21 protein-coding genes are annotated in these 19,054 nt (G+C 69.2%); 16 read left to right on the forward strand and 5 right to left on the reverse strand.

All coding sequences use genetic code 11. The features are described 5' to 3' along the window. The first annotated feature begins 1 nt into the window (after position 1). From fliF to ASE79_RS06055, 16 genes are all read left to right on the forward strand, one after another. The gene (gene fliF, locus ASE79_RS05980) at positions 2 to 1,675 is read left to right on the forward strand and encodes a flagellar basal-body MS-ring/collar protein FliF (protein ID WP_056412965.1); all 1,674 of its coding nucleotides are present in this window, start codon (positions 2 to 4) and stop codon (positions 1,673 to 1,675) included. Continuing rightward, complete coding sequence (gene fliG, locus ASE79_RS05985; RefSeq protein ID WP_082445076.1) at positions 1,672 to 2,682, forward strand: flagellar motor switch protein FliG; 1,011 nt, start codon at positions 1,672 to 1,674, stop codon at positions 2,680 to 2,682. Before fliF ends, fliG begins: the two co-directional genes overlap by 4 nt. After that, positions 2,675 to 3,433 carry a FliH/SctL family protein gene (locus tag ASE79_RS05990; protein WP_056412968.1) on the forward strand — a complete coding sequence of 253 codons (759 nt, stop codon included), beginning with the start codon at positions 2,675 to 2,677 and terminating at the stop codon, positions 3,431 to 3,433. The genes fliG and ASE79_RS05990 overlap by 8 nt, the downstream gene beginning before the upstream one ends. Beyond that, a complete protein-coding gene (locus tag ASE79_RS05995) occupies positions 3,433 to 4,758 on the forward strand; it encodes a FliI/YscN family ATPase (RefSeq protein WP_056412971.1) in 1,326 nt (441 codons plus the stop codon). Before ASE79_RS05990 ends, ASE79_RS05995 begins: the two co-directional genes overlap by 1 nt. 1 nt (position 4,759) lies before the next feature. Continuing rightward, the gene (locus ASE79_RS06000) at positions 4,760 to 5,179 is read left to right on the forward strand and encodes a hypothetical protein (RefSeq protein ID WP_056412973.1); all 420 of its coding nucleotides are present in this window, start codon (positions 4,760 to 4,762) and stop codon (positions 5,177 to 5,179) included. Between the two features lie 47 nt (positions 5,180 to 5,226). Continuing rightward, entirely contained in the window at positions 5,227 to 7,065 is a 1,839-nt protein-coding gene (locus ASE79_RS06005; protein ID WP_056412976.1) for a flagellar hook-length control protein FliK, read from the forward strand. A 15-nt stretch (positions 7,066 to 7,080) separates the two neighbouring features. Continuing rightward, complete coding sequence (locus ASE79_RS06010; RefSeq protein WP_056412979.1) at positions 7,081 to 7,707, forward strand: flagellar basal body-associated FliL family protein; 627 nt, start codon at positions 7,081 to 7,083, stop codon at positions 7,705 to 7,707. Between the two features lie 3 nt (positions 7,708 to 7,710). After that, positions 7,711 to 8,673, forward strand: a complete 963-nt coding sequence (locus tag ASE79_RS06015; protein ID WP_056412982.1) for a flagellar motor switch protein FliM — start codon at positions 7,711 to 7,713, stop codon at positions 8,671 to 8,673. After that, the gene (fliN, locus tag ASE79_RS06020; protein ID WP_056054132.1) at positions 8,670 to 8,960 is read left to right on the forward strand and encodes a flagellar motor switch protein FliN; all 291 of its coding nucleotides are present in this window, start codon (positions 8,670 to 8,672) and stop codon (positions 8,958 to 8,960) included. Before ASE79_RS06015 ends, fliN begins: the two co-directional genes overlap by 4 nt. Before the next feature lie 5 nt (positions 8,961 to 8,965). Then, positions 8,966 to 9,220 carry a flagellar biosynthetic protein FliO gene (locus tag ASE79_RS06025; RefSeq protein WP_055874442.1) on the forward strand — a complete coding sequence of 85 codons (255 nt, stop codon included), beginning with the start codon at positions 8,966 to 8,968 and terminating at the stop codon, positions 9,218 to 9,220. Further along, a complete protein-coding gene (gene fliP / locus ASE79_RS06030; RefSeq protein ID WP_082445077.1) occupies positions 9,217 to 10,167 on the forward strand; it encodes a flagellar type III secretion system pore protein FliP in 951 nt (316 codons plus the stop codon). Before ASE79_RS06025 ends, fliP begins: the two co-directional genes overlap by 4 nt. A gap of 4 nt (positions 10,168 to 10,171) precedes the next feature. Beyond that, positions 10,172 to 10,441 carry a flagellar biosynthesis protein FliQ gene (fliQ, locus tag ASE79_RS06035; protein ID WP_055874447.1) on the forward strand — a complete coding sequence of 90 codons (270 nt, stop codon included), beginning with the start codon at positions 10,172 to 10,174 and terminating at the stop codon, positions 10,439 to 10,441. A gap of 159 nt (positions 10,442 to 10,600) precedes the next feature. After that, positions 10,601 to 11,374: a flagellar biosynthetic protein FliR gene (gene fliR, locus ASE79_RS06040; RefSeq protein WP_082445078.1), complete on the forward strand. Its 774-nt coding sequence runs from the start codon at positions 10,601 to 10,603 to the stop codon at positions 11,372 to 11,374. Between the two features lie 15 nt (positions 11,375 to 11,389). Then, the gene (flhB, locus tag ASE79_RS06045) at positions 11,390 to 12,532 is read left to right on the forward strand and encodes a flagellar type III secretion system protein FlhB (RefSeq protein ID WP_056412988.1); all 1,143 of its coding nucleotides are present in this window, start codon (positions 11,390 to 11,392) and stop codon (positions 12,530 to 12,532) included. 57 nt (positions 12,533 to 12,589) lie between these two features. Further along, positions 12,590 to 14,035: a flagellar filament capping protein FliD gene (gene fliD, locus ASE79_RS06050; protein WP_056412991.1), complete on the forward strand. Its 1,446-nt coding sequence runs from the start codon at positions 12,590 to 12,592 to the stop codon at positions 14,033 to 14,035. Next, a complete protein-coding gene (locus ASE79_RS06055) occupies positions 14,017 to 14,430 on the forward strand; it encodes a flagellar protein FliS (RefSeq protein ID WP_321163321.1) in 414 nt (137 codons plus the stop codon). The genes fliD and ASE79_RS06055 overlap by 19 nt, the downstream gene beginning before the upstream one ends. 3 nt (positions 14,431 to 14,433) lie before the next feature. Here the strand turns inward: ASE79_RS06055 and ASE79_RS06060 are convergent, their stop codons facing one another. Genes ASE79_RS06060 through argH form a run of 5 tightly spaced genes read right to left on the reverse strand, consistent with a single transcriptional unit; the run spans position 14,434 to position 19,052 of the window. Further along, positions 14,434 to 15,387, reverse strand: coding sequence for a CorA family divalent cation transporter (locus tag ASE79_RS06060; protein WP_056412998.1), 954 nt, complete (start codon positions 15,385 to 15,387; stop codon positions 14,434 to 14,436). After that, a complete protein-coding gene (locus tag ASE79_RS06065) occupies positions 15,384 to 16,187 on the reverse strand; it encodes a precorrin-2 dehydrogenase/sirohydrochlorin ferrochelatase family protein (protein ID WP_056413000.1) in 804 nt (267 codons plus the stop codon). Before ASE79_RS06065 ends, ASE79_RS06060 begins: the two co-directional genes overlap by 4 nt. After that, the gene (lysA, locus tag ASE79_RS06070; RefSeq protein WP_056413002.1) at positions 16,172 to 17,434 is read right to left on the reverse strand and encodes a diaminopimelate decarboxylase; all 1,263 of its coding nucleotides are present in this window, start codon (positions 17,432 to 17,434) and stop codon (positions 16,172 to 16,174) included. The genes ASE79_RS06065 and lysA overlap by 16 nt, the downstream gene beginning before the upstream one ends. Before the next feature lie 11 nt (positions 17,435 to 17,445). Then, positions 17,446 to 17,688, reverse strand: coding sequence for a hypothetical protein (locus ASE79_RS06075; protein ID WP_056413004.1), 243 nt, complete (start codon positions 17,686 to 17,688; stop codon positions 17,446 to 17,448). Next, positions 17,685 to 19,052 carry an argininosuccinate lyase gene (argH, locus tag ASE79_RS06080; RefSeq protein ID WP_082445124.1) on the reverse strand — a complete coding sequence of 456 codons (1,368 nt, stop codon included), beginning with the start codon at positions 19,050 to 19,052 and terminating at the stop codon, positions 17,685 to 17,687. The genes ASE79_RS06075 and argH overlap by 4 nt, the downstream gene beginning before the upstream one ends. Positions 19,053 to 19,054 lie beyond the last annotated feature (2 nt).

Genomic DNA, 19,054 nt, shown 5'->3' on the forward strand with positions numbered 1-19,054 from the left:
CATGAGCACCGCACTCATCCCCACCTCGCCCGGCGGCACCGAACGGTTCGCCAACCCCCTCCAGCAGATCAAGGGCGTGTTCGCACAGCCCGCGGTTCGCCGCTCGCTGCCGATGGCGCTGATGGTCGGGCTGATCGCAGCCGCCGCGCTGGCATGGATGAGCCTGTCGACGCCGACGCAGAAGACGCTGTTCAGCGGCCTGCCCGATTCCGACAAGGCCGCGGTCACCTCCGCGCTGACCACCGCCAACATCAAGAGCCATATCGACGAGGGCACCGGCGCACTCACCGTCGGCGAGGACGATTACAGCCGTGCCAAGATGCTGCTGGCGGGCCAGGGCCTGCCCAAGGCGGCACCGGGCGGCTATGCGATCCTCGACCAGCTGCCGATGGGCGTCAGCCGCGCGGTCGAGGGCGAACGCCTTCGCCAGGCGCGCGAATCCGAGATGGCGAAGTCGATCGAGGAGATCGACGCTGTCGCCGAGGCGCGCGTGCACCTCGCAATGCCCGAAGCTTCGGTGTTCGTCCGCGACAACGCCGCGCCATCGGCATCGGTGATCCTGAAGCTCCAGGGCGGGCGCTCGCTCAGCGAGGCGCAGGTCGCCTCGATCATCAACCTCGTCGCCTCGTCGGTGCCCGGCATGAAGCCCGAGGCGGTGACGATCGTCGACCAGATGGGCGCGCTGCTGACCAAGGCCGGCGGCAGCGATGGCGCGGGGGCTGCCAGCGACGCTCGGATCGATATCCAGCGCCGGATCGAGGACAAGTACCGCACGCAGCTGATCGCGCTGCTCACCCCGCTCGTGGGCGCGGGCAACTTCACCGCCGAGGTGCAGGCCGACGTCAATCTCGACGAGAGCCAGGCGACGCGCGAAAGCTACGAAAAGCAGGGCGTGCTGCGTGCCGAGACGGGCAACTGGACCGGCAACCAGAAGGACGGCGGCGCAGGCGCGCCAGGCGGCATCCCCGGTGCGCTCAGCAACACGCCGCCCGCCGCCAGCACGCTGTCCACCCCGCAGGCCGCGACCGGCAACCCCGGCACGCCCGCCGCGCAGCCCGTCGCCGGCGGCCCGGCACCCGACGCGATGAAGCAGTCCGACCAGTATCAGCGCGCCTATGACCTTGGCCGCGAAGTGTCGGTCACGCGCGCCACCCCCGGCGGCGTCAAGCGGCTGTCGGTCGCCGTCCTGCTGCGCGATCCGGACAAGACTCGCCGCACCGCGATGGAGATCAACCAGATCACCGATCTCGTGAAGAGCGCGGTCGGCTTCGACCAGGCGCGCAACGACAACGTCACCGTGATCAGCCGCAAGTTCGCAGGCGCCACCGACGCGGCGGCGGGGCCCGCCTGGTACGACAATGCGTGGCTGCCCGTGCTCGCCCGCAACGGCACCGCGATCCTGATCGCGCTGCTCGTGCTGCTGCTCGGCGTCCGCCCGATCGCCAAGGCGCTGATGAAGAAGCGCGAGGACGCCGGCACGCGCCCCGCGCTCGGCCAGCCGATCGGTGCGGCGGATCAGGACGGCATGACCGTCGCCGCCCCCGTCAGCCTCGACCAGCTCGAGAATACGCGCGGCTATGACGACCGGATCGGCGCGGTCCGCGGCTTCACGCGCGACAATCCGACGCGCGCGGCGCTCGCGGTCCGCGACATGATCAAGGCGGACGCGAAGTGAGCGACGTCGCGCTCCGTACCTATACCGGCGTCGAGCGCGCCGCGGTGCTGATGATGCTCGTCGGCGAGGAGGAGGCCGCGGCCATCCTCCAGAAGCTCGAGCCCGAGGAGGTCCGCCAGCTCGGCGCGGCGATGTTCAAGGTCGCCGATGTGTCCGAGCAGGAGGTCGAGGACGTGCTCGACGATTTCGTCGGTCGCGCGCGCGAGCGCACCGCGATCGGGTTCGACCCGCGCCCGCAGATCGAGGCGGTGATGAACCGCGCGCTCGGCCCCGAAAAGGCCGAGAGCGTGCTCGCGCGGATCACCCCGCCCGAGGCCGCGTGCGAACTCGAGCTGCTCGACTGGCTCGACGCGACCGAGATCGCCGCGATGATCGAGAAGGAGCATCCGCAGATCGCCGCGGTGCTGATCGCGAACCTCGACGCGTCGATCGGCGGCCAGGTGCTCGAACTGCTGCCCGACGCGGTTCAGCCCGACATCCTCCACCGGATCGCGCGGCTTGGCCCGATCACGCCCGAGGCGGTCGAGACGCTGCGTACCCTGCTCGCCAACCGCACCAGCACCGCGTCGGCCGGCGCCGGCGTCACGCTCGGCGGCACGCGCGAAGCCGCCAAGATCCTGTCGGGCGCGCGCAAGGCGACCGAGCAGCGCGTGATGCCGAAGCTGTTCAAGATCGACCGCGACGTCGCCAAGGCGATCGAGGAGGCGATGTTCATCTTCGACAACCTGCTCGACCTCGACGACAAGAATCTGGGTACGCTGATCCGCAACGTCGACAGCGAGATCCTGACCAAGTCGCTCAAGGGCGTCGACGAGACGATCCGCAACCGTTTCCTCGGCTGCATGTCGGCGCGCGCTGCCGACGGTATCCGCGACGAGATGGAGGCACGCGGGCCGATGAAGCTCGCCGAAGTGCTCGAGGCGCAGAAGGCGATGATCGCGATCGCGCGCGGCCTTGCGAAGGACGGCACGATCCAGATGGGCGGAGGCGAGGACGATTATGTCTAACGGGTTCACCGCCGGCTTCGCGTCGCGCCACACCACCAGCGCCAACGTCCTCGCCAGTGCGTTCGCGCCGCCATCGGGTTTCGCCGCCGCGGATATCCGCGCGCGCGCGACGGTCCGGCCTGCCAATGATTTCGGCCAGGCGTTCACCGCCGAATCCGTCCGTGACGCCGCCGCCGATACCGGCACGCCGCGCCACTTCAGTCCGGCGGACAAGAACGCGAACCCGACCGCCGGTTGGGATCCGCTCGATCCGGTCAGCGAATCGTCGTTCATCGATCCGCTCGCGGCTGCCCATGCCGCGGGCTACGAGGAAGGGCTCGCCGCCGCGGCTACGGCCGCGCGCGATGCCGCGGCGCGTGACGCGACGTTGCTCGGCGATCTCGCCTCTGCGCTGGGCGCCGATCGGATCGACCGCGAGCGCATCGCCGGACAGCTCCGCCAGACCGTCCTGTTCCTGGTGTCCAAGGTGGTCGGCGAAGTCGGCATCGCGCCCGACGTGCTTGCCGGCCGGATCGAAAACGCCGCCGAACTGCTCGCCGACAGCGCTGAATCCGCGTTGCTCCGCGTGCATCCCGACGACGTCGCGCTGCTCGAAGGCCGCTTGCCGAAATCGATCTTCGCCGCCGGCGATCCGGGCGTCGCGCGCGGCAGCTTCGTGCTCGAAAGCGCCTCGACGATCGTCGAGGATGGCCCCGAATTGTGGCTCGACCAATTGGCGCAGGCGATCGACCGCGTGCCGGTGCCCCGCTGATGCTCAATCGCTTCACCGCCGATTATCTCGAAACCCTCTCCAACACCGATTTCGTCGCCAAGCCCAAAGTCTCCGGCCGTCTCGCCTCGTTCGACGGGCTGCTGATGGAAGCCGTCGGGCTGACGCTGCCGGTCGGCACCGTCTGCCAGGTCGGCGAGGGCGCGGCGAGCGTCGAGGCGGAGGTGATCGGCTTCCGCAACGGCCGCACGTTGATGATGAACCTCGGCGGCCCCGCCGCGCTCCTCCCGCGCGCGCCGGTCAAGCCGATCGGCGCGCCGGGCGAGGCCGAAGTGGGCGCTGCGATGCTCGGCCGAGTCGTCGATGGCGCGGGCAAGCCGATCGACGGGCTCGGCCCGATCCGTGGCGCAGGCCGCTGGCCGCTCGCGGGGAAACTCCAGTCGCCGCTCGATCGCGGCCGCGTGCGCGAACCGCTCGACGTCGGCGTCCGCGCGATCAACGGCCTGCTGACGATCGGCCAGGGCCAACGCGTCGGCATCATGGCGGGCTCGGGCGTCGGCAAGTCGGTGCTGCTCGGCATGATCGTCCGCGCCGCGCAGGCCGACGTGATCGTCATCGGCCTGATCGGCGAGCGCAGCCGCGAAGTCGCCGACTTCCTGGAAACCAAGGTCGCGGGCGCCGCGCGCGCGCGCTCGGTCGTCGTCGCGGTGCCGGCCAATCATTCGCCGGTGCTGCGGATCCGCGGCGCGCTGCGTGCGCATGCGATCGCCGAATCCTTCCGCGACGAGGGCAAGAAGGTCCTGCTGATCATGGATTCGCTGACCCGAGTCGCGCATGCCGGTCGCGAGATCGGCCTCGCGCTCGGCGAGCCCGCCTCCGCGCGTGGCTATCCGCCCTCCGCAATTGCGATGCTGCCCAACCTGATCGAGCGCGCCGGCGTCGACGTCCATAGCGGCGGGTCGATCACCGCGATCTACACGGTGCTGGCGGACGGCGATGACGGCAATGATCCGGTGGTCGATTCGGCGCGCTCGATCCTCGACGGCCATATCGTCCTCAACCGCCATCTCGCCGAGCGCGGCGTCTATCCCGCGATCGATATCGGCCCGTCGGTCAGCCGCGTGATGACCGACATCGTCGACGCAGCCCATGCCAGGGCCGCGCGGACTTTGCGCCGCCACCTCGCCACGTACGAGGAGAACCGCGATCTGGTGCTGATGGGCGCCTATCGCCACGGTGCGGATCCGGCGATCGACGCGGCGATCGCGTGCCACCCGGCGGTGATGGAATATATCCGCCAGGACGCCGACGATAATGTCTCGCTCGCCGATGCGGTCGCCGAGCTGACCGGCGTGTTCGGCGGCTGACATGGCGCGTGGCAAGACGCTCGCGCGCATCCACCGCGTCCGCACGCTCCAGCTCGGGTTGACGCGCGCCGACGAGGCGCGCGCGCATGACAAGTTCGCGAGCGAACAGGCGTTGTCCGGGCGTATCGCGCTGCTCGCCGAAGCGGTCGCGCCGATCAACGAGACTCGGGTGGCGGTGTCGCTCGGTGCCGCCGCGCATTACCGCGAGCGCCTCCAGCAATCCGCCAACGCCGCCGTCGCACGCGTCCAGGCGGCCGAACAGCATGTCGAGCGCGCCGCCGAGGCCACCCGCGCCGCCAAGCGCGACCAGAGCGCGGTCGAGAAGCTCCTCGCGCGCGCCGATGCCGATGCGGTGTTGAAGGCGATCCGCGCGATGGAAGAGTCTCCCGTCTTCCGAAAGGTTCGGCACGATCCTTGCTGAGGGTGCGGCATGCGGCTTCGCGCCGCGCGCCCGAACGAGTATCCTGCATGATCCTGACCGCCTCCCTGTCCCCCGTTCTACCCGCGCAGACACGCTCGCCGGCCGTACAGGGCGGACGGGCGGCGATCGATTTCGCCGGCTCCTTCGCGCAGGCGCAGACCCCCGATGCTGTCCTGGCTCCCGTCCTGCCCTTGCTGGCGGCCAAGCCCGATGCGACAGTCCTGCAGAACGCCGCCGCCCCCGGCAACGCCTTGCCGATGGCGACGCCCGCCGCTGACCCGCCAGCAGCATGGCAGCCCGGAATCCCGCCGCAAGCGCCCGCTCTAGCGGTTGCCGCGCAGAAATCGCTGCTGCTCCCGGCAAACGCCCTGACGCCGGACGCAGTCGAAGCCGATCCGCCGCTCGGCACCGCAAACCCTGCCGCCATCGCCACCCCGGTCGCCCGCATCGCCCGGCCGACCCCGTTCGTGGGCCCGACCCGCGGCGCCCGCGCGAAGGACCAGAGCGCAACGGACGGCACCGCTACGACCGAGGCGGATACGAGCGAGGCCGATACGGACGACGCGGCCCCAAGCGTCGCCAGGTCCGTGGACATGCCGGTCATACTCTCGACCGCCCCACCCGCCTTGCCGATCACCTCCCTGGCCATCGTCGATACGGTCAAACCAGACGATGGCGCGGCAAGCGCGGCAGCGCCCGCCGTGCTGTCGCCATCCCTCGCCGGGCTGGCCGAAGCGAAACCGCAGACCGCCGAGACAGCCGCGCCGGCGCCGGGCGCCGATCGGCGTGTGCCGCCTGCGGTCACACCCGGCCAAATGCTCCCCGACAGCCCCGCCCCGCTCCAGCCAACCGCTACGGCTACCGCTGCGACCAGCCCCAACGAGACGCCGCCAGTCCCGGCGCCGGGGGTATCGCCCGCGCTCGCCCTGCCTGTCGCAGGGCAAGCCGATGCCGCGCTCACCCCCGCGACCGGCAATGCCGCTCCGCGAACGCCGTTCGTGCGGCTACCGACGCCGCCGCAGACCGCCGATACGCGACTGCCGCTCGACCAGACGCCACCTATCGGCCCCGCGCAGACCGCGCCGGCCGCCATGGCGGCCGAGCCAATGATGCCCGGCCCGGCGGCTCCGCCAGCCGTCGCCCCGCCCCTCGCTGGAACCGTAGAGACGGCTCGACCGGCCACGCCTGGCTTGCCCCAGCAGCGCGAAGCGACCGCACTGCCGGTCAGCCCCGACACCCCGATCTCCACGCCGCGCTGGGTTTCGACCGGAGCCACCACGCCCGTCGCGCTCGCCGTGCCGATGCCCGCCGCGGTCCAGCCGCAGCCCGGTACCGTCGCGTCGGCGAGCCAGGTGTTCGGCGCCGCGATCCGCGCCGCGACCAAGCCCCGCGACGAGCGTGACGCCGCGGACCCCAGCATGGTCTCGCCGACCGCCGGCACGCCCGTATCGGCGCCGACGATCGCGACCGCGGCGGCGCAACAGGCCCCGCTCGACATGCGGCAGGAACGCTGGCCGCACGCGATGATCGAGCGGATCGAGATCCTGCGCGATGCCGCCGACGCGGGCGACACGCGGATCCGCCTGGTCCCCGACGCGCTCGGCGCGATCGACGTCGCGCTGAAGCAGGACGGCGACACCGTCCATGTTCACTTCCACGCGGAGCAGGGCGCGACGCGGGCCTTGCTCCAAGAGGCGCAACCCCGGCTCGTCGAGCTGGCCGAAGCGCGCGGTCTGAAGCTCGGCCAGGGCGGGCTCGGCGACAACGCCGGCGCCGGAAACGGCCCGCCGCGCGCGCAAGCCACGCCGCACGCATCCAACCGCACCCCATCCCCTCCGGCGTCCGCGACGATCGTCGCCGCGCCCGAAGATATCCGAATCGCCTGAACCGAAGGACCCGACATGGCTGAGAAGACTGATACCGCAGACGCCGCGCCCAAGAAAAAGGGCAAGATGAAGACGATCCTGATCGGCGGCGTGGCGCTGCTGGTGCTGGTCGGCGGCGGCGTCGGCGCCGGCGTCTATGCGTCGAACGCCGGGCTGCTCGGCGGCGGTCATGCGGCGGCGGCCGACGACGGCAAGCCCAAGCTCGTCCCCAAGAGCGAACAGAAACATGCCACCGAGGGCGGCGAAGGCGGCGGCCACGGCGGCGACGAGGCTGCGCCCGAAAACCACGGGATGAAGCCCCCCGCAGGCGAGGGCGGCGACAAATACGCCTCCACCTACTACCCGCTGGAGAAGGATTTCACCTCGAATCTCCAGGACTCGGCGCACTTCGTCCAGGTCGGCGTCGCGGTCTCCACGCCCTATGACGACACCGTCATCACCAACCTGAAGACCAACGACATCGCGGTCCGCTCGGCCATCCTGATGGCGCTCGGCGACACCACCGAGGAGCAGGTGATGAGCAGCGAGGGCAAGCGCCAATTGCAGGTCAGATTGGCCAAGGCGATCAACGATACGCTCAAGCAGAAGGAAGGATTCGGCGGCATCGGTAACGTTTACTTTACCAGTTTCGTCGTTCAGTGAGGCATGGTTAACGAGGGCTCAGCAAAGACGCGCGAACGGCGCGACCGGGATCGCTCCACCGCCCCCAAACAGGGCGTGCTGCATCAGGGCGTGCTCGGCGGGGCCAAGCTCAATCCGTTCGGCGACCTGCATACGTTGCAGCATCTCTCCGCCCGGTTCGCGCGCGGTTTGCGCGGCGTGTTCGAGCCGCTGCTGCGCCAGGAGGTCCGCTGCTGGGCCGAGCCTTTGGTCGTCCAGCGCTTCACCGACTACCGTGCCGAGCGCAGCGACGCGCTGACCGCGTGGCTGCCGCTGATCATGACGCCGGGCATGGCGCAGGCGCTGTGCATCATGGACGGCAAGTTCGTGCTCGAGATGCTCGACATGTTCTTCGGCGGCACCGGTGCCGCGCCGCACGTCCTGCCGAGCGAATTCTCGCCCGCCGCCGAGGCGATGGTCGCGCGGATCGGCCAGATGATCGCGACCCCGCTCAAGACCGCGTGGGAGCCGATGGCACGGTTCGATTTCCAGCCGACCCGCGTCGAGGTGAACCCGGCGATGATCGCCGATCTCGACGGCGAGGACGCGATGATCGTCACGCGCTTCGGCATCGCCGCGGGGAACGCCAAGCCGGTGTTCCTCGACCTCGTCTACCCCGTCTCCGCGCTGAAGCCGCACGCGCCGTCGCTGACCGCCAAGGTCGTCGGCAAGTCGGCCGAGCCCGACCCGGCATGGCGCAACGAGCTGACCCGCGCCGCCATGAACGTGCGGTTCCCGATCCGCTCGGTCCTCGCCGAGCCGGTCGTGAAGCTGACGATGCTGATGGACCTGAAACCCGGCGACGTGATCCCGATCACCATCTCGGGCGACGTGCCGGTGATGGTCGGCAACAACCGGCTCGGCTGCGGCACAGTCGGCACGTCCAATGGCTTTGCCGCCATCCAGCTCACCTCGATTACCCGTTTCGACGAAGGATTTGCAGCATGAACGACATGACCGGAGGCTTCCCTGTTGACGCCGCGGTGGCCGCCAATTTCCGGCTGCTCCAGGATGTCGACGTCAAGCTGACCGTCGAGATCGGCTCGACCAGCCTGACGCTGCGCGAACTGCTGGCACTCGGCGAATCCAGCGTGATCGAGCTCGATCGCCAGGCCAACGAACTGCTCGACGTGTTCGTCAACGGCACGCTGATCGGTCGCGGCGAAGTCGTCACGGTCGGCGAGCGCTTCGGCGTCCGCATGACCGAGCTCGTATCGCCCGACAAGCGCGGCTGATTTCGATGCTCTGGACCTATATCCTCAAGCTCGTCATCCTGCTTCCGCTGGTGTGCGGGCTCATGTTCGGGTGCCTGTATCTGTGGCGCAAGTTCGAGAGCCGGATGCCTGGCAAGCCGTCGACCCGGCTGATCGGCGTCAAGGAAACGATGATGATCTCGCCGGGCCTGCGCCTCGCGGTGATCGATTTCGAGGGCCGCCGGCTGCTCGTCTCGGTCGGCCGTGGCGGCGTGCATTTGATCGACAAGGTCGACGCATGACCGCCGCTGTTCGTCCGACGGTGACCCGCAAGGGCTCGGGCCCGGCCTTGTTTGCCGCGTCGAAATCCTCCCCGTTTTCCCGCGCATGCCGGAAACCAGGAACCGCGAACGGCGCGCTCCGTAACCCTGCGTCCCCGCCGTCGCGCGGAAACGCGTGGTTGTGGGTCGCGCTGGCGGTTCTGCTCGCCCTGTTCCTCGCCATGCCCGCCTTCGCCCAAGCCGTCCCCGCCCCGACCAACCCCGCGGTCGGCGACGCGGTCGATCGCGCGCTCGGCCAGCTCGGCGGCCAGGCCGCAGGCAATACCGGCCAGAGCGGCTCGCTGTCGCTCTCGCTGCAAGTCCTCATCATCATGGGACTGCTCACGGTCCTGCCGGGCATCCTGCTGATGATGACCAGCTTCACGCGGATCATCATCGTGCTGGCGATCCTGCGCCAGGCGCTCGGGCTCCAGCAGACGCCGCCGAACCAGGTGCTGCTCGGGCTGTCGCTGTTCCTGTCCTTCTTCATCATGGCGCCGACGATCAGCCAGATCAACACGACCGCGATCCAGCCCTATGCCGCCGGGCAGCTGGCGGGCACGCAGATGATCACCACCGCGGGCGTGCCGCTCCACGCCTTCATGGTGAAGCAGACGCGGATCAAGGACGTGACGATGTTCGCGCAGATCGCCAAGTCCGGCCCGTATGCGTCCTCCACCGACATCCCCTTCTCGGTCCTGCTGCCCGCCTTCGTCACCTCGGAACTCAAGACCGCATTCCAGATCGGCTTCCTGATCTTCCTGCCGTTCATCGTCATCGACCTCGTCGTCGCGACCGTGCTGATGTCGCTCGGCATGGCGATGTTGTCACCGACGATCATCTCGATGCCGTTCAAGCTCCTCCTGTTCGTGCTCGTCGACGGCTGGGCGCTGACGATGGGCAGCCTCGCCAACTCGTTCGCGACCTGAGGCGATGGACGCGCAATATTTCCTGACCGTCGCCAACCAGACGATGTGGGTGCTGGCACTCGCCAGCGCGCCGATCCTGATCCCGGCGCTGCTCGCGGGGCTGATCCTGGGCATGATCCAGGCCGCGACGTCGATCAATGAGCAGACGCTGTCATTCGTGCCGAAACTGGTCGTGGTTGCCGTGTCGATCCTGATCTTCGGGAGCCTGATCCTGGGATTGCTGAGCGATTTCACGATCGGGATCTTCGAGCGTATTCCGGATCTCGTTAAGTGAGGCGCAGCGCCAGCGCGGCGACGTCCGCGCACTTAGCGCAAGCCCGGCCGGCCTTGGCACAGCCAAGGACCGACGACGCGGCTTTGCCGCGGCGCTGGCACGCCGAACACGCGACCGTCCCTTCTGCTCCCCTCCCGCAAGCGGGATGGGGATTTAGTCGTGTTGGGCTTCGGGCTCTCGATCGAGCCGCAACTCTGGGCGCTCGTGTTCGTGATGATCCGCATCGGCGCGACGTTCATCGCCGCGCCCGTGTTCGGGGCGGTCGCGGTGCCGCTGACCGTGCGCGTCACGCTGTCGGGCGCGATCGGCTTCCTCGTGCTCGCGGTCCATCCGATCGTGCCGCCGGCGAGCATCTTCTCGGTGACCACCGTGCTGTCCGCCGCCGCCGAGGCGCTCGTCGGCCTGGCGCTCGGCTTCGTCCTCCAGATCGCGTTCGCAGCCCCCGTCATCGCCGCCGAGGTCATCGGCGGCGCGATGGGGCTCGGCTTCGCCTCCTCGATCGACCCGCAGAACGGCAAGTCGTCGCCGGCGCTCGGCCAGTTCTTCTCGATCATGCTGACGTTGCTGTTCCTGTCGGTCGACGGCCACCTGATCCTGATCGACATGATCGTGAAGAGCTATGAGGTGCTCCCGCCCGGCGCCGCGTGGATCGGCGTCGAGCGGCTCAAGGCGATCGCGTTCTTCGGCGGCTATGCGTTTCTCGCGGGGCTCTTGCTCGCGCTCCCGGTCGGCTTCCTGCTGCTCTGCCTCAACATCGTCGTCGGCATGCTGAGCCGCGCCGCGCCCTCGCTCAACCTGTTCGCGGTCGGCCTGCCCGCCAGCCTCGCGGTCGGCGTCATCACGCTGGCGATCGCGTTCCCGACGATGGGCGATTACATGCTCGTCATCGTCCGCGAAGGCCTGTCCGCCACCGAAAACCTGGTGCTCGGCTGATGTGGGAGGGTGCCCATGTCTGAGGATTCGGGCGAAAAAACCGAAGCCCCAACCGCGAAGCGCAAGAAGGATGCGGTCGAGAAGGGTGACATCCTCAAGTCGCGCGACTTCGCCACCGCGCTCAGCATGCTCGCCGGCGTCGCCTGGCTGATCTACGCCGGCCCGACGCTGATCGCCGCGTGCAAGGCGATCATGAGCTCGAGCTTCCAGTTCACGCATGCCGATGTCGAGGATTTCTCCCCCTGGCGCCCGCTGATGGAGGCGGGCGGCAAGCTCGCCCCCTCGCTCGTCACCTTGTTCATCGTCAGCATCGGCGCGGCGATCCTGAGCCAGGCGGGGCTCGGGTCGCTCGGCTTCAACGGCGGTCTGCTCGCGCCCAAATACAGCCGCGTCGATCCCGCCGCGGGGCTCAAGCGGATCTTCGGCGCGAATGGCTGGATCGAGCTCGGCAAGTCGCTGCTGAAGGTGATCCTGCTCGGCACGATCGGCGGCTGGATGCTGTGGAACGCGGCGCATTCGACGATGGGGCTCGCCTCATCCGCGGATCTCAACCAGGCGCTGTCGACGCTCGGCGGGATCTTCAAGGGCATCCTGATCGCGATGGCGTTCGGGCTGTGCGCGATCGCGGGCATCGACCTGCCGATCCAGATCATTCGCCGGCTCGGCAAGATGCGGATGTCGAAGCAGGAGGTGAAGGACGAGCACAAGTCGACCGAAGGCAATGGCGAGGCGAAGGGCCATATGCGCGCCAAGATGCGTGCGATGGCAAGCGGGGGCTTACGCAAATCGGTCGCGGAGGCGCATGTCGTGCTGACCAACCCGACGCACTTCGCCGTCGCCCTCCGCTATGATCGCGGAAAAGACCAGGTGCCGGTGGTCGTCGCCAAGGGCCGCGGCGCGACCGCACTGGCGATCCGCGAACTGGCGGGCGAAAGCCCTGTCCCGATCCTCGAATATCCGATGCTGGCCCGCGCGGTGTATTACACCAGCAAGGAAAACCAGGAGGTTCGCGACGACCTGTACATGGCGATCGCGACGGTGCTCGCCTTCGTCTTCGGGCTGAACGCGGCCGCGGGCGGTACGGCCGCAGGCGTCCAGCCGTTCGTCACCGTCCCCAAGGACGCGCGGTTCGACGAAAACGGCATGAAACAGGCCTAAAGATCGGCTGCGAACGGTCGTTCTTACAGATGCGCGCGCACGTGCAGGGAATTTGCCATGGTAACATCGACCAGCAGCACGACGGCCACGCCGACACCGACCCCCACGCCGACCGCCCAGAGCGCGGTCAACGCCGCGACGCAGGCGCTGCTGACCGGGCTCAGCGCGGGCTCGGGCGTCGATACCGGCACGCTGGTCACCTCGCTCGTCGAAGCGCAGTTCGCCGCGCGCACCGCCGCGCTGAAATCCAAGTCGGACACGCTCACGTCGCAGATCTCGGGCGTCGCCTCGCTCAAGAGCACGATGACCGGTTTCTCCACCGCGCTCGCCAATCTGGTGAAGGGCGGCAGCCTGCAGACCCAGCCGACCAGCTCGAACGCCGCCGTCCTGTCCGCCACCGCGCAGTCGGGCGCAAAGCTGTCGGGCCTGTCCGCCAGCGTCACCGTCACGCGCCTCGCCACCGGCCAGGTCGCGCGCACCAACACCCCCGTCCCCGCCGCCGACCGTGCGACCTCGCTCGGCACCGGTGCGCTGACGCTCAAGATCGGCACCGGCGAGGACGTCGCGATCGATATTGGCGACGGCAGCATCGATGCGATCGCGGCGGGCATCAACGCATCGAAGAAGGGCGTCACCGCTTCCGTCGTCACCGATGCGCAGGGGCGCGCGTTCCTGTCGGTCAAGGGCGCGACCGGCAGCGACAACGCCTTCACCCTGACGGGAGCCAACAACGACGCGCTCGACATCGGCGGCACCGCGACCAAGACGAGCCTGGTCTCGACCGCGCAGAACGCGCAGATCACCGTCGACGGGATCGCCGTCGAGCGCCCCGGCAACACCGTCAGCGATCTCGTCTCGGGCGTGACGCTGCAGCTGAACGCGGTGTCGACCGTGCCCGTATCGCTGACCAGCACCGCGCCGACCGACGCGCTGACCCAGGCGGTGAACGACGTCGTCACGACCTATAACGAAGTCCTCGCGACGGTCACCGCGCAGACCGATCCGATCACCGGCAACCTGCGCGCCGATCCGGCGGCCAAGTCGCTGCTGAGTTCGCTGAAGGCGCTGACGTCGAAGCCGCTGGTCGGCGGCGCGGTCGCCGGCCTCCCGCGGACGTTGTCGGAGCTGGGCGTCGCGACCAACACCGACGGCACGCTGCGCGTCGACAGCACGCTGCTCGCCAAGCAGCTTGCCGCCTATCCCGACACGATCGAATCGATGTTCGCGCCGTCGGGCACCAACGCGCTTGGCCTGTCCGCGGCGCTGACCGCGCTGACCACCAGTGCGACCAGCACGCTGACCGGGCTCGGCGCGTCCACCGTGCGCTACACCGCCGCGCAGTCGGACGTGACCAAGCAGCAGGACAAGGTCACCGACCAGACCGCGCAGCTCACCACGCGCCTGACGCAGCAATATGCCAGCATGAATTCGCGCGTGTCGGCGTATAAATCGACGCAGACCTTCCTCACCGGCCAGATCGCCCAGTGGAACAAGACCTCGTGACCTACGCCTCCACGCTCGCGCGCGACCCGTTCGCCACCTATCGCCAGATCGACGCGGTCGGCCGCACCGCGACCGCGGACGGCCCGGCGCTCGTCCAGCTGCTCTACAAGGAACTCGTCGCCGCGCTGCGCGCCGCCGCCTGGGCCTGCGAAAAGCGCAAGTTCGCGGTCAAGAGCGAGCGGATCACGCGCGCCACCGCGATCCTGTTCGCGCTCGAGGCCGGCCTCGATTTCGAGAAGGGCGGGCAGGTCTCGGAGACGCTCGCCCGGCTGTACGGCGGCGCGCGCAAGACCGTCATCAACGCCTCGCTCGGCCACGACCCCAAGCCGTTCCGCGACTCCGCCGACATGCTCGACGAGATCGCCCAGGCCTGGCGGACCGCCAGCGCCGCCTGACCGCTAGCGGCGGAACCAGTGGCGCATCGTGAAATACGCCACGACCCCCACCGCGATCAGCACGCAGGCCGCCGCGATCGCGTCGAACGCCCAGGGCTCCTCGGCATAGGGCAGCCCCTTGACGTTCATGCCGTACAGCCCCGTGAGGAACGTCAGCGGCAGGAACACCATCGCGGCGATCGAGATGATCAACGAGCGACTGTCGATCTGCTCCGCGCGCATGTCGGTGAGCGTCTCATGAATCAGCGCCGCACGTTCGCGGATCGATTCGAGCTCCTCCGCCATCCGCGCCGCGCGATCCGCCGCCGCCGCGAGATGCAGGCGATCGTCGTCGGCGAGCCAGTCGCCGGGCAACGCCGCCAATTTCTCCAGCGCGGCGCGTTGCGGACTGAGGAAGCGTTTATAGCCGATCGCCGCCACGCGCACCTTGCTCACCGCGCGGCGCAGTTCGAACACGCGGTTGGCGTCGAGTTGCTCCTCGCAATCGTCAAGCTCGTCGCCGAGCGTCGCCACGTCGGGATCGAGGTCGGCGGTGATCGCGGTCGCAAACGCCGCGATCAGGTCGCCCGGATCGCGGACCTCGCCGCGCTCGACCATCTTTTCGACCTCGGCGACCGCGATCAGCGGCTTGCGCGTGACCGAGAACACCCGCCCCTTCACCGCCCAGATCCGCACCGAGGCGAGCAGATCGGAGGTGTCGAGTTCCTCCTTCGATCGCCCGCGCAGATTGAGGAACGCGCCGTCGCCAACCGCCTCGCAGCGCGGCCGCGTCTCGGTCGCGGTCAGCGCGTCGACGACATAGTCGAGCAGCTTGGCCTCGTCGCGCAGCCAGGTCTGCGCATGTTCGGCAGTGGTCGACAGATGCACCCAGACGAGATCCGCCGTACAGCCCAGCGCGTCCTGCACGTCGATCCGCGCAGCCTTGCCGTCAACAATGCGAAACCCGAACCCGCTCACCGCGCCATCTCGATCTCGATCGACAGCCCGGTACCGGGATCCGCGGGCATCGGCGCGCACAGCCGCGCGGCATCGGCACGCGCCCGGTGGAGGATCGCCGCAGGAGCGTCGGGGCCATGATAGACCCGGTCCGCACTCGCAAGCGCGCGCGCCTGCCGCAACGTCAGGTCCTCGGGATCGTCGGACAGCAGCACCAGCGTGATCGCCACGTCGCGCGTCGCAGCGGGGGTGCCGGTCGGTGCCAGCCACGCATCGACATCGTGCGTCGGCGACAGCGGATCGAGCAGCCCGCCCGCCGCCATCGCGGTCGCCAGCGCGCGGCGGCGCTCGCCCATGTCGGGCCAACGCTTGCGCAACGCGCTACGCGCCGCCTGCAAGGCCAGCGCTAGTTTACCCAGATCGCCCGGCACCAGCGCCTCGAGCCGCTGCCGCAACGCCGCGGCAAGCCCGGCCGACACGCCGCTCGTCCCGATCGCGATCAGCACCGGCGCGCGGTCGACGATCGCCGGCAGCGTGAAGTCGCACAGCGCCGAGCGATCGACCGCATTGACCAATATCCCGCGCGCCTTCAGCCGCGCGACCGCCGCCAGCGCCTCGTCCTCCTCGTCGATCGCGACGATCGCGAGCGAGGCTGTCGCATCCTCGCCGACCACATCGGCGCCCGCACGGTCGAGCAACCGCCGCTTCGCGTCCGCCGCCTCGCCGTCCCCCAGCAGGATCACCGGGCGCCCCGCCAGCCGCACGAACAGCGGCAGGCTCTGTAGCGAGGGGGGCGGCGCGGGATTCACCGCTTGAGCCATTCCGGCACGCGCTCGGCGGCCAGGATCGTCTCGGGCTGGATCCGGTCGGCGACCACCGCGAACCGATCGCCGTCGACCAGCACTTCGGGCACCAGCGCGCGGCTGTTATAGGTCGACGCCATCGTCGCGCCATACGCGCCCGCGGTGCGGAACACGCCGAGGTCGCCCGATTTCACGACGTCGATATCGCGCCCCATCGCGAACGTGTCGCCGGTCTCGCACACCGGCCCGGCGATGTTGGCGGTCATCCGCTCGCCGGTCGGCGCGACCGCGACGAAGTCGTGATACGCATCGTACATCGCGACGCGCGCGAGGTCGTTCATCGCCGCATCGACGATCACATACGGGTTCACGACGCCCGGCTTCACCCAGATCACCTCGGTCAGCAACACGCCCGCATTGCCCGCGATCACGCGCCCGGGCTCGAACATCAGTTCGACGTCCCAATCGGCGGTCGCGCGCGCAACCATCGCGCCATAATCGGCGGGGCTCGGCAACACGTCGTCGGGCTTGTACGGCACGCCCAGACCACCGCCCAGATCGACGCGGCTGATCGTGTGGCCCGCAGCACGCAGCTCGGCGACCAGCTCGCCGATCCGCGCATAGGCGGCCTCGAGCGGTACCAGGTCGGCCAGCTGGCTGCCGATGTGGATCGCGACACCGCGCAGGTCGAGCCCGTCATGCTTCGACAACCGGTCGAACATCGCGACCGCCTGGTCGATCGCGACGCCGAACTTGTTCTCCTTGCGCCCGGTCGATATTTTCGCGTGCGTGCCTGCGTCCACGTCGGGGTTCACGCGCAGCACCGCAGGTGCGCGTTCGCCGCGCGCATGGGCGAGTGCGGCGAGGACCTCGCCCTCCTCCTCCAGCTCGAGATTGAACTGGCCGATCCCGGCGTCGAGCGCCTGCGCCAGTTCGCGCCGCGTCTTGCCGACGCCCGAGAACACGATGTCCGACGCGGGAATACCCGCCGCCAGCGCGCGCTGCATCTCGCCCGCCGAGACCACGTCCGCACCATAGCCCTCGTCGGCGAGCACGCGCAGCACCGCGACGTTGGGGTTCGCCTTGATGGCATAGGCCAGATGGACTCGGCCCGCAGGCCTCAGCGCATCGCGAAAAACCTGTGCATGGCGGCGGAAGGTGGCGGTCGAATAGACATAGACGGGGGTGCCGACGGCCTCGGCGATCGCCGGCAGGGCGACGTCCTCGGCGTGCATCACACCGTCACGATAGGCGAAATGGTTCATGGATCAGGTCTTCAATTGGGAGGCGGCAGGTCGAATTCGTCGCTGCGGCGCTCGTCGGACTTTGTCAGCAGCTCATCGCTGCGCTGCGGGCGTTGCTGCGTGGTGGGCGTGAGCAGCTGCGCGGCGGTCGGCTGGGTCTTGGCACCATAAGGCGCGACCGGGAGGGTCTTGCCCTCCTCGGGCACCAACCCGTCCGCCGCGCCGCAGCCGGCCAGTGCCAGCGCCAACCCTGTCAGTGCGAGTAACCGTTTCATGCCGTTTCTCCCCGCGCGGCGCGGATTGCCGCGCGCACATTGTCGGGCGCAGTGCCGCCGAAGCTGGTCCGGCTGGCGACCGACGCGTCGACCGACAGAACGCCGTACACGCGTTCGTCGATCCGTGCATCGATTGCCTTGAGATCCTCGATCGGCAGCGCGTCGAGCGCGACCTTGCGCTCCTCCGCCAGCTTCACCGCCCGCCCCGTCACATGATGCGCCTCGCGGAACGGCAGCCCGGCCTCGCGCACCAGCCAGTCGGCGAGATCGGTCGCGGTCGCAAAGCCCGACTCCGCCAGCCCGCGCATCCGATCGGTGCGGAACGTCGCGCTCTCGACCATCCCGGTCATCGCCGCGATCGACAGCGCGAGCAGGTCATGCGCTTCGAACACCGGCGGCTTGTCGTCCTGCATGTCCTTCGAATAGGCGAGCGGCAGGCCCTTCATCGTCACCATCAGCGCGGTCATGCAGCCGAGGATCCGCCCGGCATGCCCGCGCACCAGCTCGGCCGCATCGGGGTTGCGCTTCTGCGGCATGATCGAGCTGCCGGTCGACCATTGATCGCTGAGCGCGACAAAGCCGAACGGCTGCGACGCCCACAACACGAACTCTTCGGCGAGCCGCGAGAGATGCAGCGAGGTCTGCGTCGCCGCGGTCAGATATTCGATCGCGAAATCGCGGTCGCTGACCCCGTCGAGCGAGTTGGTCATCGGCCCGTCGAAACCGAGCGCGGCGGCGGTCATCTCACGGTCGATCGGAAAGCCGGTGCCCGCGAGTGCGGCCGAGCCCAGCGGCGACCGGTTCATCCGTGCGCGCGCATCCGCGAACCGCCCGATGTCGCGCGACATCATCGCATGATACGCCATCAGGTGATGCCCGAGCGTCACCGGCTGCGCGGACTGGAGATGGGTGAAGCCGGGCATGACGCTCGCCGCATGCTCCTCGGCGCGTGCCAGCAGCGCAGCCTGGAAGCTAGCCAGCGCCGCCAGCGCCTGATCGATCGCATCGCGCACCCAGAGGCGGAAGTCAGTCGCGACCTGATCGTTGCGCGAGCGCGCGGTGTGCAGGCGCCCGGCGACCGGACCGATCGCGTCGGCAAGCCGAGCCTCGGTCTGCATGTGGATATCCTCGAGGACCAGATCCTCCTCGACGCCGTGCTCGGCATAATGCGCCGCGACCGTGTCGAGCCCGGCCGCGATCGTCGCGGCGTCCTCGGCCGAAACGATGCCCTGCTTGCCGAGCATCGCGACATGCGCCTTGGAGCCCGCAATATCCTGCTGCCAGAGCCGCTTGTCGAAGGGAATGGAGGCGTTTATCTCGCGCATGACCGCCGCCGGGCCCTCGGCGAACCGCCCACCCCACATCG

This window comes from Sphingomonas sp. Leaf28 (genome assembly GCF_001421685.1).
Lineage (GTDB): Bacteria > Pseudomonadota > Alphaproteobacteria > Sphingomonadales > Sphingomonadaceae > Sphingomonas > Sphingomonas aurantiaca.

Bases quoted from the DNA above. Each gene is read 5' to 3' on its own strand.
- fliD (WP_056412991.1), top strand. From the start codon at position 12,590: ATGGTAACATCGACCAGCAGCACGACGGCCACGCCGACACCGACCCCC.
- lysA (WP_056413002.1), bottom strand. From the start codon at position 17,434: ATGAACCATTTCGCCTATCGTGACGGTGTGATGCACGCCGAGGACGTC.
- fliQ (WP_055874447.1), top strand. From the start codon at position 10,172: ATGGACGCGCAATATTTCCTGACCGTCGCCAACCAGACGATGTGGGTG.
- ASE79_RS06000 (WP_056412973.1), top strand. From the start codon at position 4,760: ATGGCGCGTGGCAAGACGCTCGCGCGCATCCACCGCGTCCGCACGCTC.
- fliP (WP_082445077.1), top strand. From the start codon at position 9,217: ATGACCGCCGCTGTTCGTCCGACGGTGACCCGCAAGGGCTCGGGCCCG.
- ASE79_RS05995 (WP_056412971.1), top strand. From the start codon at position 3,433: ATGCTCAATCGCTTCACCGCCGATTATCTCGAAACCCTCTCCAACACC.
- ASE79_RS06015 (WP_056412982.1), top strand. From the start codon at position 7,711: ATGGTTAACGAGGGCTCAGCAAAGACGCGCGAACGGCGCGACCGGGAT.
- ASE79_RS05990 (WP_056412968.1), top strand. From the start codon at position 2,675: ATGTCTAACGGGTTCACCGCCGGCTTCGCGTCGCGCCACACCACCAGC.
- ASE79_RS06065 (WP_056413000.1), bottom strand. From the start codon at position 16,187: ATGGCTCAAGCGGTGAATCCCGCGCCGCCCCCCTCGCTACAGAGCCTG.
- ASE79_RS06025 (WP_055874442.1), top strand. From the start codon at position 8,966: ATGCTCTGGACCTATATCCTCAAGCTCGTCATCCTGCTTCCGCTGGTG.
- fliF (WP_056412965.1), top strand. From the start codon at position 2: ATGAGCACCGCACTCATCCCCACCTCGCCCGGCGGCACCGAACGGTTC.
- ASE79_RS06010 (WP_056412979.1), top strand. From the start codon at position 7,081: ATGGCTGAGAAGACTGATACCGCAGACGCCGCGCCCAAGAAAAAGGGC.
- flhB (WP_056412988.1), top strand. From the start codon at position 11,390: ATGTCTGAGGATTCGGGCGAAAAAACCGAAGCCCCAACCGCGAAGCGC.
- argH (WP_082445124.1), bottom strand. From the start codon at position 19,052: ATGTGGGGTGGGCGGTTCGCCGAGGGCCCGGCGGCGGTCATGCGCGAG.
- fliN (WP_056054132.1), top strand. From the start codon at position 8,670: ATGAACGACATGACCGGAGGCTTCCCTGTTGACGCCGCGGTGGCCGCC.
- ASE79_RS06005 (WP_056412976.1), top strand. From the start codon at position 5,227: ATGATCCTGACCGCCTCCCTGTCCCCCGTTCTACCCGCGCAGACACGC.
- ASE79_RS06075 (WP_056413004.1), bottom strand. From the start codon at position 17,688: ATGAAACGGTTACTCGCACTGACAGGGTTGGCGCTGGCACTGGCCGGC.